The organism is Pseudomonas fluorescens, from assembly GCF_902498065.1.
GTDB classification, from domain to species: Bacteria; Pseudomonadota; Gammaproteobacteria; order Pseudomonadales; family Pseudomonadaceae; genus Aquipseudomonas; species Aquipseudomonas fluorescens_BJ.
Genome location: NZ_CABVIR010000003.1, coordinates 401,907 through 415,326 on the forward strand (window position 1 = coordinate 401,907; position 13,420 = coordinate 415,326).

The following is a 13,420-nucleotide window of genomic DNA, read 5'->3' on the forward strand; positions in this document are numbered from 1 at the left end:
TCCACTCGCAGTTAGGCCGTAAGATGCCCCTCAACGCACTCTGAATTAAAGCTCAAGCCATGGCCCCTCGGATCAAAACCAGCGAGCGCATCGTGCAGAACAGCCTGGAGCTGTTCAACCAGCAGGGCGAGCGCAGCATCAGCACCAATCACATTGCTGCCCACATGGAGATTTCTCCGGGCAACCTGTACTACCACTTCCCCAACAAGCAGGCGATCATCGCCGTGTTGTTCAGTGAGTACGAAAGCCTGGTGGACAGCTTCCTGCGCCCGCCCCAGGGGCGCGCCTCGACGGTTGAGGACAAGCGCTTCTACCTTCAGGAGTTGCTGGCGGCGATGTGGCGCTACCGGTTTTTGCACCGTGATCTGGAGCACTTGCTCGACAGCGATCCGGAACTGGCCGCCCGTTATCGGCGCTTTTCCCAGCGCTGCCTGATCCATGGCACGCACATCTACGCCGCCTTCGTCGATGCGGGCATCCTGCAAATGGACAAGGTGCAGATTGAATCCCTGACGCTCAATGCGTGGATCATCCTCACGTCCTGGGTGCGTTTTTTGTGCACCACGCGGGAAAACTCCAATCACCTGAGCGAGCAGGCGATCAAGCGTGGCGTGTATCAGGTGCTGGTGCTGGAGGCCGGCTTCGTCACCGATCAGTCTCGCGATGCGGTGAACGCGCTGTGCGAGGAGTATTACGTGCCGCTGGCCCAGGCGCTGGAAGAAGTGCAGTAGGATTCAAAATCGACAACCTCACAGGAGCCCGTTATGCCCATTGCGCAACTGATCAGCCCGCAAGCACTGGACCTGAAAAAGGACCAGCCGGGGTTGGTGATTCTTGATTGTCGTTTTGCCCTCGATGACCCGGACTATGGCCAGCGCAGCTATGCCGAAGGGCATATCGCCGGGTCGAGCTTCGCCGATCTTGAACGTGATTTGAGCGGGGCGGTGGTCAAGGGTGTGACCGGGCGTCATCCGTTGCCGCAACCTGCGGACTTGATCGAACGCCTGCAAGCCTGGGGCATCAATGCCGACAGTGATGTGGTTTTGTACGACGACGGCCCGGGTGCCTATGCGGCGCGGGCGTGGTGGTTGCTGGCCTGGCTGGGCAAGCGTGACGGCGTGTTTATCCTCGATGGCGGACTCAAGGCGTGGCACGCGGCGGGTTTGCCCTTGAGCCTCGATGCTCCCGGTGTTGAACGTGGCACCTTCACGGGAACGCCGGACAATGCGTTGCTGTTGAGCGCCGAACAGCTTCATCAGCGTCTCGGTCAGCCCGATTTGACCTTGCTCGATGCGCGCGCCTTGCCACGTTTCAAGGGCGAAGTGGAACCGATCGACCCGATTGCCGGGCACATTCCCGGCGCGCAATGTGCGGCGTTCACCGACAACCTGGGGAGCGACGGGCGTTTTCTGCCGGCCGATCAGCTCCAGCAGCGGTTTGCCGCGAAACTCGGCAACCGTTCACCGACCGATCTGGTGGCGTATTGCGGTTCCGGCGTGACGGCGTGCCATAACCTGTTCGCCTTGTGCCTGGCTGGCTATCCGTTGGGGTCGTTGTATGCCGGGTCGTGGAGCGAGTGGATCAACGAACCTGCGCGGGGCGTCGCCACTGGCGAGTAACACCGATCCCCTGTAGGAGCCAGCAAGCCGGCTCCTACAGGAGTGCTCTGCGATAAGCCCCCGGCCCCACCCCGTACACCTGCTTGAACTGTCGACTCAGATGACTCTGGTCGGCAAACCCCAATTGCGTCGCGACCTCCAACGGCAAACAGCCGCCCTGCAACAACGCTCGCGCCCGAGCGATGCGCTGCTGCATCAACCAGGTGTGCGGTGGCATGCCAGTGGCGCTGCGAAACACCCGGGCGAAGTGAAAGGGTGACAGGTTGACCGCTGCCGCAAGTTCTTCCAGCGACGGCGGTGCCGCCAATTGCGCTTGCAGCAGTTCCTTGGCCTGCGTCACTGCCCGGTGTTCCTTGCCGGGTGTGCCGGCGTCAGGAACGGCGGCGTGACGTTGCAGCAACGACAACATCATTTCTCGCCAGGCTGTCTGCTGTTGCAGGGCGGTGGACGGCGTTTCGAGCAGACGATGCAGTTGGCAGAAGCCTTTCACCAGATCCGGATCGCGATACAGGGTGGCGCCAAATGCCGGTAAATGATGGGCCGGCAGTTCCAGCTCATCGAGCAGCGACAGAATCTGCCCGCTATCGGGATAAAACGCCCGGTACAACCAACCGTCTTCCGTCCCTTTGTGGCCGGTGTGCAATTCATCGGGGTTGATCAAAACGAGCGTGCCGCTGCCCGCCAGGTGTTCGGCGCCCCGATAGCGATATCGCTGGGCGCCGGCCAGGATCATGCCGATCACGTAACCGTCATGCACATGCGGGGCGAAACGGTGTTCGATGTAGCGTGCGGACAACAACTCGACCCCGGCCAGCGGCGCTGTTTGCCAGAAACGGATCGACTCACCCTGATCGGTCTGCATCGATTTACCCGCGACCCACGGCGGCCAGCCACTGTGGGATGCGCCGTTCAAGGTAGTAACCTGGCTGCCGGAACGAGCCATCGACAAAGCCGACATGCCCGCCCTTGGCTTGCAGTTCGAATTGAGTGCAGGCGGACAATTCCTCGGCTTGCGGCAGGCTGTGAGGAAATACAAACGGGTCGTCGGCTGCCTGAATGATCAGCGTCGGCGTGCGAATCTCGCCCAGGAAATAACGGCTCGAGGCGCGGCGATAGTAATCCTGCGCATCAGTGAAGCCGTGCAACGGCGCGGTGACCCGGCCATCGAAATCCCAGAAGGTGCGCATGTTTTCCAGCGAGCCCAGCGCGGCCAGCTTCGCCAGGCCATCCTCGCGCCCGTCATGCTGGAACTGCCGCTGCTTGTTCTTGATGTAGGCGACCATCTCGCGCATGAAGTGCGCCTGGTACACCTTGGAAAAACCCTGGCCGATACGGTCGGCGCACTGATCGAGCCGAAACGGAACCGACACCGCGACGGCGCCGAGCACGCCACTGTCGCTGCCGGTCTCGCCCAAGTGTTTGAGCAAAACGTTGCCGCCGAGGGAATAACCGACCGCGTACAGCGGCGCGAGCGGTCGTTTGGCCCGCAGGTGCTTGATGGTTTCGGCCAAATCTTCGCTGGCGCCGGAATGGTAGCTGCGCGGCAACAGGTTTGGTTCGCCCGAGCAGCCGCGCCAGTTCAGCGCGACGCTGGCCCAGCCTTGGGCGTCCAGGGCTTTTTGCACGCCGGCCACGTAAGGCGAATTGGAAGACCCTGTCAGGCCATGCAACACCAACACCAGCGGCGCATCGGCGCTGTGTGGGCCATGCCAGTCCAGGTCAAGAAAGTCGCCATCTTCCAGCCACAAGCGTTCGCGCTCGCGCTCGATATGCGTGGTTTTGCGCCAAAGCGGTCCCCACAAGGTCTGCAAGTGCGGATTGCCCAGGCCGAAGGCAGGGGTGAAGCGTTCTGGCGGAGGGGACACGATTGCTCTCGATGCAGCGGTGCGCAACCTGTGCGCACCTTTTCAGGCCGGTCGGTTAACCGGCGATCTCTGCCATACGTTGCCACAACGAACAGTAGAGTCGCTCGGTTTTCTGCTTTCCGATGCTGCGAAAGTCGCCTGACAGATTGAGCAATTACCTGGCAGGTTCGACAGTAGGCTCCGGCAATGGCTTTTGCGGGACGATCGGTCCTGCGCTGATGATGACCAATTTGTCCATGCTCAGGTGTTTGTTCAAGGCGGTTTTGACTTGCTCTACGGTGAGGCGCTGGGACTGCTGCATGAAGTCGTCCAGATGATTCAACGGCAGGTTATAAAAGCCGATAGACGCCAGTTTCGCGACGATTTGTGCGTTGCTGGCAGTGGACTGCGGGAAGCTGCCGGCCAACGCGCGTTTGGCATCATCCAGTTCTTTTTCGGTCGGGCCGGTTTTAAGGTAGTCGGCGAGCACGTCCTGTACCAGTTTCAGAGTGCCTTCGCTTGTTTCGGCGCGGGTCTGCAGTTTGATCATGAATGGACCGCGCGCCTGCATCGGGGTGAAGGCTGAAACTACCCCGTATGTCAGGCCACGTTTTTCGCGGACTTCGCTCATCAGACGAGTGCCGAAACCGCCGCCAAGGATCTGGTTGCCCATGAACAGTGCCGCGTAGTCTGGATTGTCATGGTCGATGCCCAGTTGGGCGAGCATCAGAATGGTCTGTTGCGATGGGAATTCGATGTGGCTTTTGCTGGCATTGGGTTCTATCGGTTGCGGGACTTTCGCCAGGGCCGGGCCTTCGGGCAGGGTTGCGGATATCTTCGCGGCAATGGCTTCGGCTTCGATACGGGACAAGTCGCCCACCAACGCGATCACCACGTTGCCGGCCGCGTAGGTTCTTTCGTGGAACGTGCGCAGCTGGGCCGGGGTGATGGACGGAATGGCTTGCGCCGTGCCACCGCTGGCGTGCGCGTACGGATGATTGCCATACAAGCGGTTCATCAACTCAAGGCTCGCCAGTTTGCCCGGGTCATGCTTCTGATCTTCGAAAGTGGCGAGGGTCTGATTGCGCAGGCGCGCATACGCGTCTTCAGGGAAGGTCGGCTTGCCGACGACTTCGGCGAAGAGGGTCAATGCCGGTTCGCGTTTGTCCTTGGCGCTGAGGCTGCGCAGGGAGACTTGCGCCGTATCCAGATCAGTGCCGGGGGCATACTTTGCGCCCAGGCTTTCGAAACCTTGGGCAATAGCGTTGGCATCACTGCCGGCAACACCTTCGTTGAGCATCACGTTTGTCAGCATGGCCAATCCCGGAGTGTCTCCATCCCGGCTGCTGCCGGCAGCGAAGGTCAGACGCACGTCGAACATCGGTAACCCTCTGGCTTCGGCGAACAACACTTTGGCGCCTTCGGCGGTATTCCAGGTCTGAATGTCGACCATGCGGTGACTTGGCGCCTTGCCGTCGAGTTCAGTCAGCGATTGCAGCATTTGGCCGGAGTTCTCCTTGTCGGGCACTTCGCCCTCGCCGGACTCATCCCCCTCCTCTTTATTGGCCTCCATTGGCAGTATATGGGCGGCGCTGAGCCGCTCGCGGGTGAAATACAGCGTGGCGGCTTTCTGGATGTCTTCTGGCGTGACGCTTTCCAGCTCGGCCAGTTCGGTGTCCATCAGTTTCCACGACAGGCCGAAAGTTTCCAGTCGGCCGATAGCGCTGGCCTGGCGGGTGACCGAGTCGCGCTCGTAAACCAGCCCGGCGATGACTTGCGCGCGTACGCGTCCCAGTTCTTCAGTGGTCGGCGGAGTGGTTTTCAGCTGGTCCAGCAGCCTCCACAAACCGGCTTCGGCCTGGGCGATGGTTTTGTTTTTTTGGTTGTTGGGTGTTGCCGACAGGAGAAACAGGCTGTCGCCCCGGGTGTAAGTGCTATAGCTCGACGAACCGTCGGACACCAGCTCTTCATCGCGTTGCAGTTGCGTCGGGATGCGCGCGCTGTGGCCGTCGCCGAGCAAGGCCGAAATCAGGCGCAAGGCATGCACTGAGCGTTTGTCTTTGGCGGTGGCGATACTCGGCACGTTGAAGGCCAGCATCAGGCTGGGCAATTGCGTCTTCACGTGCAGAGTAATCTTGCGTTCACCGGGCCTGGCCAGTTCCAGCGGTCTTTTCGCGGCCGGCACATCGCGTTTGGCGATCGGGCCGAAGTAGCGTTGGGCCAGGGCTTTGACTTCGTCCGGGGTCACGTCGCCGACCACCACCAGCGTGGCGTTGTTCGGCGCATACCAAGACTCATACCAGTGACGCAGTTCTTCGACCTTCATCCGGTCGAGGTCCGCCATCCAGCCGATGGTGGGCGTGTGATAGCCGCTGGCCGGATAGGCCATGGCCTTGAAGCGTTCGTAGGCCTTGGCCATTGGTTTGTCATCGGTGGTCTGGCGACGTTCTTCCTTGATGACGTCGATCTCCCGGGCGAACTCGTCGACCGGCAGAAGCAGATTGGTCATGCGGTCCGCTTCCAGCTCGAAGGCCACGCCCAGACGATCACGAGCCAGCGTTTGGTAGTACGCGGTGAAGTCGTTACCGGTGACGGCGTTGAATTGGATGCCGAGCTCGCGCAGGAGTGGCAGGATTTTGCCTGGGCCGACTTTTTTGCTGCCCTTGAACATCAGGTGTTCCAGAGCGTGGGACAAGCCGGTCTGACCTGGGGGCTCGTAGCTGGCGCCGACCTTGTACCAGACCTGGGAGGCTACCACCGGAGCCCGATGATCCTCGCGCACAATGACCTTGAGGCCGTTATCGAGTGTGAACTCGGTAGTTGAACTGGAAGTTGTCTCGTTAGTTAATACTTTCATTCCGTTAATAGTCCTTTGCGTCCATGCGAGTTGTTTCGCAAGTTCACAATGAACTAAAGGAAAAGAACCAGGCAAACCGGGTATGTTGCCGTTTGAGAAAACGGGAGGGTGTCCTGGACGGACGGTATTCCGTCCAGGCGATTCCTTTAAGAAGGTGTTTCAGTGCTTCGCTGCCACAACGAATAGTAGACGCGCCCGGATTTCTGCTCACGGTGCAGGCGCCAGTTGGCCGGCAGGCCGAGCGTAGAGGGTGCTGTTTCGCTTTCGGTGTACACCCACGCGTCGTCCGCCAGCCATTGGCGCTCTTCCAGTAGCGTGCAAACGGCCGGCAACAGGTTCTGGTTGAACGGTGGGTCGAGGAACACCACGTCATAAGCGCTCGCGGCCTGGGTCTCCAGATAGCGCAAGGCATCGGCCGTCTGAATCTGGCCGGTGGTGCAGCGCAGGGTGCCCAGATGTTCCTTGATGCTTGAGACCGCGATGTTGCTGGCGTCCAGCGCCTGGCCCATCGCAGCGCCACGGGACAGCGCTTCAAGGAACAGCGCGCCGCTGCCGGCGAATGGATCAAGTACCTTGGCGCCGGCGATGTAAGGCGCGAGCCAGTTGAACAGGGTTTCACGCACCCGGTCCGGCGTCGGACGCAAGCCCGGTGCATCGGGGAAGCTCAGCTTTCGGCTGCCCCATTCACCGCCGATGATGCGCAGTTGGTTCACGCCGTTGTGCACGTTGTGAACAGGTTTTTTAGGACGAGTGGCCATTAATGCTCCGGAACCCCGAGCGGCTGCTCGGCAGGTTTATCAGTAGGGGCCGGTAACGGCTTTTGCGGCACGGTCGGGCCAGCGCTGACGATGACCATTTTGTCCGTGCTCAGGTGTTTGTTCAGTGCGTTTTTGACTTGCTCGACGGTCAGGTTCTGGGACTGCTGCATGAAGTCCTCCAGATAACTCAGCGGCAAATTGTAGAAACCCATCGCGCCGAGCTGACCGACGATGTCGGCGTTGCTGGCGGTGGACAGCGGGAAGCTGCCGGCCAGTTCACGCTTGGCGTCGTCGAGTTCTTTCTCGGTCGGTCCGGTTTTAAGGTAGTCGGCGAGTACGTCTTGCACCAGTTTCAGCGTGCCTTCGCTCATCTCGGCGCGGGTTTGCAGGTTAATCATGAACGGGCCGCGCGCCTGCATCGGAGTGAAGCCCGAATAAACGCCGTAGGTCAGGCCGCGCTTCTCGCGCACTTCGCTCATCAAACGGGTGCCGAAGCCACCGCCGCCGAGGATTTGGTTGCCCATGGACAGGGCAGCGTAATCCGGGTCGTCACGGTCGATGCCCAGTTGCGCGAGCATCAGGTTGGTCTGCTTGGATGGAAACTCGATGTGGCCGATGCTGGCTTTCGGTTCGGCAGGTTGCGGCAGTTTCGCCAGCGCCGGGCCTTTTGGCAGCGCGCCGGAGACTTGCGCAGCAATCGCCTCGGCTTCGGCGCGGGACAGGTCGCCCACCAGCGCAATCACCACGTTGCCGGCGGCGTAGGCTTTCTCATGGAACGCCTTCAACTGAGCCAGAGTGATGGCTGGAACGGTTTTCGCCGTGCCATCGCTGGAATGCGCGTACGGGTGATCGCCGTACAAGCGGTTCATCAGCTCGATACTGGCGAGTTTGCCGGGGTTCTGTTTCTGGTATTCGAAGCCGGCGAGCATCTGGTTCTTGATGCGCACAAACGAATCAGCGGGGAAGGTCGGTTTGCCGACGACTTCAGAGAACAGTTTCAGTGCCGGTTCGCGCTTGTCGGCGGCGCTAAGGCTGCGCAACGAGGCCAGCGCCATGTCCTTGAACGCGCCGTTGCCGAAGTCGGCACCCAGGCCTTCGAAGCCCTGAGCGATGGCGCCGACATCCTTGCCCGCCACACCTTCGTTAAGCATTGCGTTGGTCAGCACGGCGAGGCCCGGCGCATCGCCGTCCTGGCTGCTGCCGGCGGCGAAGATCAGGCGCATGTCGAACATCGGCAACTCGCGGGCTTCGACGAACAGCACCTTGGCGCCTTCGGCGGTGTTCCAGGTTTGCACGTTGAGCGAGCGGCGACTCGGCGCCTTGCCGTCGAGCTCGGCCAGCGATTGCAGTTTCTGGCTGGACTTGGCCTTGTCGAGGGCCTCGCTGGCGTTGGAATCATCGGTCTTGGAGAAATAGAAGATCGCCGAGCCGATCAGTGCGACAGCGATCAGGCCGATCAAGGCCAGACGTGGTTTTTTACGCTCACTCATGAGTCGTCTCCAGTGGCAGGACATGGGCGACGCTGAGACGTTCGCGGGTGAAATACAGCTTGGCGGCTTTCTGGATGTCCTCTGGCGTGACGCTTTCCAGTTCGGCCAGTTCGGTGTCCATCAGTTTCCACGACAGGCCGACCGTTTCCAGTTGACCGATGGCGGTGGCCTGGCTGGTGATCGAGTCACGCTCGTAAACCAGGCCGGCAATCACCTGAGCCCGCACGCGCTCCAGCTCTTCGGTGGACGGCGCGGTGGTTTTCAGCTGTTCGAGCAGCTTCCACAAACCCGCTTCGGCCTGGGCCATGGTTTTGTTTTTCTGAGTGTTCGGGGTTGCCGAAAGCGTGAACAGGCTGTCGCCGCGGGTGTAGGCGTCGTAGCTCGACGAGCCACCGGACACCAGCTCTTCGCCGCGCTCCAGTTGCGTCGGGATACGCCCGCTGTAGCCGCCATCGAGCAGGGCCGAGATCAGGCGCAAGGCGTTGACCGAGCGTTTGTCTTCGGCGGTGGCGATGCTCGGCACGTTAAAGCCCAGCATCAGGCTCGGCAGTTGGGTCTGCACGTGCAGGGTAATCTGCCGTTCGCCGGGCTCGGCCAGTTCGACCGGTTTTTTCGCCGGTGGCACGTCGCGTTTGGCGATCGGGCCGAAGTAGCGTTGGGCCAGGGTTTTCACTTCGTCCGGCGTCACGTCACCCACCACCACCAGCGTGGCGTTGTTCGGTACGTACCAGGATTGGTACCAGTGGCGCAGCTCTTCGACTTTCATGCGGTCCAGGTCCGCCATCCAGCCGATGGTCGGCGTGTGGTAGCCGCTGGCCGGGTAGGCCATGGCCTTGAAGCGTTCGTAGGCCTTGGACATCGGCTTGTCGTCGGTGCGCAGACGACGTTCTTCTTTAATGACTTCGATCTCGCGGGCGAACTCGTCGGCCGGCAGGCGCAGGCTGGCCATGCGGTCGGCTTCGAGTTCGAAGGCCACGCCCAGACGGTCGCGGGCCAGCACTTGATAGTAGGCGGTGAAGTCGTCGCTGGTGAACGCGTTCTCTTCGGCGCCAAGGTCGCGCAGGATCAGCGAGGCCTCGCCGGGGCCGACTTTCTCGCTGCCCTTGAACATCATGTGCTCCAGGGCGTGGGACAAACCGGTCTGCCCTGGCGTCTCGTAGCTGGAACCGACCTTGTACCAGACCTGGGAAACCACCACCGGTGCACGATGGTCTTCACGCACGACGACCTTCAGACCGTTGTCGAGGGTGAATTCGTGGGTGGGTTGCGGATCGGCAGCGAGGGCTGAAAGTGGCAGACAAACTGTGCTGAGCAGCAGGCCTGCAGCGCGGCGGGCTAGAGCATTCATTCGTTTTTAAACCTGTTGAGCTGCCCGCTTGTTCTTAGCGTCGGCGGGCGAGAGGGTGCTAGGATACTGATCCGTTTTACTGGCGGCCACGCCTATCAGGCCTTTGATCGGTCAGCAGGTTGTTTGGGTTTGCGTCGGAAGCTTTGAGTTTGTCAGCTAAACTCTGCGTTTTCGCCGACGATGCCGTTCCAGTCCTTCGTATTAGTCGACCTTTGAGGCGCTGTTTGCACCTCTACAAAATGTTGCGCGTGAACAAGCTGGGTCAATCGCAGTCTGTTCTGCATCGAATATTTATTTGCCGAGGCGCCCTTTGGCGCGTCGCTACTGTGAGATAGCCGTCCTCCATGTTTGGTTCCAACGACGACAAGAAAGCCCCAGCTGCGGCTGGCGAGAAGAAAAGCCTGTTCGGATGGCTGCGCAAAAAGCCGCAGGAAACCGTCGTCGAACAGCCACAACCCATTCCTGAGCCAGAACCTGCACCGGTAATAGATGAAGCGCCGGCGCCGGTCGTCTTGCCGATCGCCGAGCCGGTGCTGCAACCGGTGGTTGAGGCACAACCTGAAGTTGTGGCTGAACAGCCGCAGACCCCAGCCGCCGAGCCGTGGCTGACATTGCCGGTGGCGGAAGAGCCGGTGGCATTGGTTGAGGACGAGTTGGCGCCGCACTTTACGCCGCCGATTCCAGCGCCGAGCGCGTTTTCTCCTGCGCCGGTTCAGGTGCCAGTGATTGAGCCGGTTGTTGTGGCCGAGCCTGCGCCGGTTGTTCCAGAGCCTGTGATTCCAGCCTTTGTTGCGCCGGTTGTTCAAGCGCCAGAGCCTGCACCGGTCGCCGCGCCCGTCGTGCCGGTCGAAACACCCGCAGAGCCTGCGCGCACCGAAGAAACCAAAGCCGGTTTCTTCGCCCGCCTCAAGCAAGGCCTGTCCAAGACCAGCGCCAGCATCGGCGAAGGCATGGCCAGTCTGTTCCTCGGCAAAAAAATCATCGATGACGAGCTGCTCGAAGACATCGAAACCCGTCTGCTGACCGCCGACGTTGGCGTTGAAGCCACTTCGGTGATCATCCAGCGCCTTACCCAAAAGGTTGCGCGTAAAGAGCTGGCGGATGCCGACGCTCTCTACAAGTCCCTGCAGGCTGAACTGGCGGCGATGCTCAAACCCGTCGAGCAACCGCTGAAAATAACCTCGCAGAACAAGCCGTTCGTGATCCTCGTGGTCGGCGTCAACGGCGCCGGCAAGACCACCACCATCGGCAAACTGGCGAAGAAGCTGCAGCTCGAAGGCAAGAAAGTCATGCTGGCGGCGGGCGATACCTTCCGCGCAGCAGCGGTGGAGCAATTGCAGGTCTGGGGCGAGCGCAACAAGATTCCAGTCATCGCCCAGCACACTGGCGCCGACTCGGCTTCGGTGATCTTCGACGCCGTTCAGGCTGCCAAGGCCCGTGGTATCGACGTGTTGATCGCCGACACCGCCGGTCGTCTGCACACCAAAGACAATCTGATGGAAGAGCTGAAGAAAGTGCGCCGGGTCATCGGCAAGCTCGACGCCGACGCGCCCCACGAAGTGCTGTTGGTGCTCGACGCCGGCACCGGGCAGAACGCCATCAGCCAGGCCAAGCAATTCAACCAGACGGTCGAACTGACTGGCCTGGCGCTGACCAAGCTCGACGGCACCGCCAAGGGCGGGGTGATTTTCGCCCTGGCCAAGCAGTTTGGCCTGCCGATCCGCTACATCGGCGTCGGTGAAGGCATCGATGACTTGCGTACTTTTGAAGCAGAACCCTTTGTCCAGGCACTGTTTGCCGAGCGGGAGCGTTCATGATTCGTTTCGAGCAGGTCGGTAAACGCTACCCGAACGGTCACGTCGGCTTGCATGAGCTGAGCTTTCGAGTCCGTCGGGGCGAATTCTTGTTTGTGACCGGCCACTCTGGCGCCGGTAAAAGCACCTTGTTGCGTCTGCTGCTGGCCATGGAGCGGCCGACCACCGGCAAATTATTGCTCGCGGGCCAAGACCTCGGCACCATCAGCAACGCGCAGATTCCTTACCTGCGTCGGCAGATCGGTGTGGTGTTCCAGAACCACCAGTTGCTGTTCGATCGCACTGTGTTCAACAACGTCGCACTGCCGTTGCAGATTCTGGGTCTGTCCAAAGCCGAAATCGCCAAGCGTGTGGATTCGGCCCTGGAGCGCGTGGCGCTGTCGGACAAGACCGATCTGTACCCCGGCGACCTGTCCACCGGCCAGCAGCAGCGCGTCGGCATCGCCCGCGCCATCGTTCACCGCCCGGCCTTGCTGCTGGCGGATGAGCCGACCGGTAACCTCGACCCGCGTCTGGCGGCCGAAATCATGGGCGTGTTCGAAGACATCAACCGTCTGGGCACCAGCGTGCTGATCGCCAGCCACGACCTGGCCCTGATCGCTCGCATGCGTCACCGCATGCTGACCCTGCAACGCGGCCGACTGATCGGCGACGGGGAGGCCGGCGTATGAGTGCGACACGCAGCCCCAAGGTTTCCGAGCGCGTGGCGCCGAAAGCCGCCGATCCGCAACCGCAGAAGAAAAAACGCGACGATGACGACGGCCCGGACTTTGCCACGCTGTTCCGTGCCTGGATTGAAAGCCATCGCGCCAGTCTGCTGGACAGCCTGCGTCGCCTGGGCAAGCAGCCCATCGGCAGTTTCTTCACCTGCATGGTGATGGCGGTGGCCCTGAGTTTGCCAATGGGTCTGTCACTTTTGCTAAGTAATGTGGAACGTCTCGGCGGTTCCTGGCAGCGAGCGGCGCAGATTTCCCTGTACCTGCAACTTGAGGTCAGCCCGGCTGAAGGCGAGTCGTTGCGCGACCAGATCAAAGGCATTCCGGGCGTCGCCGATGCTGAATATGTCGGCCGCGATCAGGCGCTGGAAGAGTTCCAGCAACAGTCCGGTCTGGGTGAGGCGTTGAAGGAATTGCCGGAAAACCCGTTGCCAGGCGTGGTGCTGGTGACCCCGAACGAGGTCGACAAGCCTGCGCTTGAAGCATTACGACAAAAACTTTCCGAGCTGCCGAAGGTACAACAGGCGCAACTTGATCTAGTCTGGGTCGAGCGTCTGGCAGCCATCCTCAAGCTGGGTGACCGTTTTGTCTTCGGTCTGACCGTGCTTCTGGTTTCTGCATTACTTTTGGTGATAGGCAATACCATTCGTCTTCATATTGAAAACCGCCGCACAGAGATAGAAGTGATTAAACTCGTCGGCGGCACTGACAGTTATGTGCGCAGGCCCTTTCTGTACATGGGCGCGTTGTATGGCTTCGGTGCGGGGATACTTTCCTGGGGCGTATTGGCGTTCGGCCTGAACTGGCTGAACGAGGCAGTGGTTGGACTGGCCGGTTTGTACGGCAGTAATTTTGCGCTGGCCGGAGTGCCAGTAGCCGACGGTCTGTCTCTCTTGCTTGGCGCGGTGCTGTTGGGGTATATCGGTGCATGGATTGCAGTCGCACGCCACCTGAGGGAGCTTGCGCCTAAGTAG

General features: G+C 60.8%; 10 protein-coding genes and 2 pseudogenes. 5 read left to right on the top strand and 7 right to left on the bottom strand.

Going from position 1 to position 13,420, the window contains the following annotated elements; translation table 11 throughout:
- The first annotated feature begins 59 nt into the window (after positions 1-59).
- Entirely contained in the window at positions 60-731 is a 672-nt protein-coding gene (locus F8N43_RS14615; RefSeq protein ID WP_150632758.1) for a TetR/AcrR family transcriptional regulator, read from the top strand.
- A 33-nt stretch (positions 732-764) separates the two neighbouring features.
- Complete coding sequence (locus tag F8N43_RS14620; RefSeq protein WP_150653962.1) at positions 765-1,619, top strand: sulfurtransferase; 855 nt, start codon at positions 765-767, stop codon at positions 1,617-1,619.
- A 34-nt stretch (positions 1,620-1,653) separates the two neighbouring features.
- Here the strand turns inward: F8N43_RS14620 and F8N43_RS14625 are convergent, their stop codons facing one another.
- The 7 genes and pseudogenes from F8N43_RS14625 to F8N43_RS14655 form a co-directional block, all read right to left on the bottom strand.
- Positions 1,654-2,481 (bottom strand): AraC family transcriptional regulator, encoded by an 828-nt coding sequence (locus F8N43_RS14625; RefSeq protein ID WP_150654021.1) that lies wholly within the window; start codon positions 2,479-2,481, stop codon positions 1,654-1,656.
- A gap of 4 nt (positions 2,482-2,485) precedes the next feature.
- A complete protein-coding gene (locus F8N43_RS14630; protein ID WP_150632760.1) occupies positions 2,486-3,484 on the bottom strand; it encodes a hydrolase in 999 nt (332 codons plus the stop codon).
- A 154-nt stretch (positions 3,485-3,638) separates the two neighbouring features.
- Positions 3,639-4,994 (bottom strand): annotated as a pseudogene (locus tag F8N43_RS14635) (M16 family metallopeptidase); the annotation flags it as partial.
- A 24-nt stretch (positions 4,995-5,018) separates the two neighbouring features.
- A pseudogene (locus F8N43_RS14640) lies at positions 5,019-6,284 on the bottom strand (M16 family metallopeptidase); the annotation flags it as partial.
- A 182-nt stretch (positions 6,285-6,466) separates the two neighbouring features.
- Entirely contained in the window at positions 6,467-7,078 is a 612-nt protein-coding gene (rsmD, locus tag F8N43_RS14645) for a 16S rRNA (guanine(966)-N(2))-methyltransferase RsmD (protein ID WP_150632761.1), read from the bottom strand.
- Positions 7,078-8,568, bottom strand: a complete 1,491-nt coding sequence (locus F8N43_RS14650) for a M16 family metallopeptidase (protein ID WP_150632762.1) — start codon at positions 8,566-8,568, stop codon at positions 7,078-7,080. The genes rsmD and F8N43_RS14650 overlap by 1 nt, the downstream gene beginning before the upstream one ends.
- Positions 8,561-9,916, bottom strand: a complete 1,356-nt coding sequence (locus F8N43_RS14655) for a M16 family metallopeptidase (RefSeq protein ID WP_150638005.1) — start codon at positions 9,914-9,916, stop codon at positions 8,561-8,563. Before F8N43_RS14655 ends, F8N43_RS14650 begins: the two co-directional genes overlap by 8 nt.
- A gap of 344 nt (positions 9,917-10,260) precedes the next feature.
- On the opposite strand from F8N43_RS14655, the gene ftsY reads away from it, so the two are divergent.
- From ftsY to ftsX, 3 genes are read left to right on the top strand one after another with little or no spacing between them, the layout of a single operon-like run.
- Positions 10,261-11,733 carry a signal recognition particle-docking protein FtsY gene (gene ftsY / locus F8N43_RS14665; protein WP_150653963.1) on the top strand — a complete coding sequence of 491 codons (1,473 nt, stop codon included), beginning with the start codon at positions 10,261-10,263 and terminating at the stop codon, positions 11,731-11,733.
- Positions 11,730-12,401 (top strand): cell division ATP-binding protein FtsE, encoded by a 672-nt coding sequence (ftsE, locus tag F8N43_RS14670; RefSeq protein ID WP_020295825.1) that lies wholly within the window; start codon positions 11,730-11,732, stop codon positions 12,399-12,401. Before ftsY ends, ftsE begins: the two co-directional genes overlap by 4 nt.
- Positions 12,398-13,420, top strand: coding sequence for a permease-like cell division protein FtsX (gene ftsX, locus F8N43_RS14675; protein ID WP_150632765.1), 1,023 nt, complete (start codon positions 12,398-12,400; stop codon positions 13,418-13,420). The genes ftsE and ftsX overlap by 4 nt, the downstream gene beginning before the upstream one ends.

Coding starts and splice junctions, on each gene's coding strand:
- F8N43_RS14615 (WP_150632758.1), top strand. CDS start 60: ATGGCCCCTCGGATCAAAACCAGCGAGCGCATCGTGCAGAACAGCCTG.
- F8N43_RS14620 (WP_150653962.1), top strand. CDS start 765: ATGCCCATTGCGCAACTGATCAGCCCGCAAGCACTGGACCTGAAAAAG.
- F8N43_RS14625 (WP_150654021.1), bottom strand. CDS start 2,481: ATGCAGACCGATCAGGGTGAGTCGATCCGTTTCTGGCAAACAGCGCCG.
- rsmD (WP_150632761.1), bottom strand. CDS start 7,078: ATGGCCACTCGTCCTAAAAAACCTGTTCACAACGTGCACAACGGCGTG.
- F8N43_RS14650 (WP_150632762.1), bottom strand. CDS start 8,568: ATGAGTGAGCGTAAAAAACCACGTCTGGCCTTGATCGGCCTGATCGCT.
- F8N43_RS14655 (WP_150638005.1), bottom strand. CDS start 9,916: ATGAATGCTCTAGCCCGCCGCGCTGCAGGCCTGCTGCTCAGCACAGTT.
- ftsY (WP_150653963.1), top strand. CDS start 10,261: ATGTTTGGTTCCAACGACGACAAGAAAGCCCCAGCTGCGGCTGGCGAG.
- ftsE (WP_020295825.1), top strand. CDS start 11,730: ATGATTCGTTTCGAGCAGGTCGGTAAACGCTACCCGAACGGTCACGTC.
- ftsX (WP_150632765.1), top strand. CDS start 12,398: ATGAGTGCGACACGCAGCCCCAAGGTTTCCGAGCGCGTGGCGCCGAAA.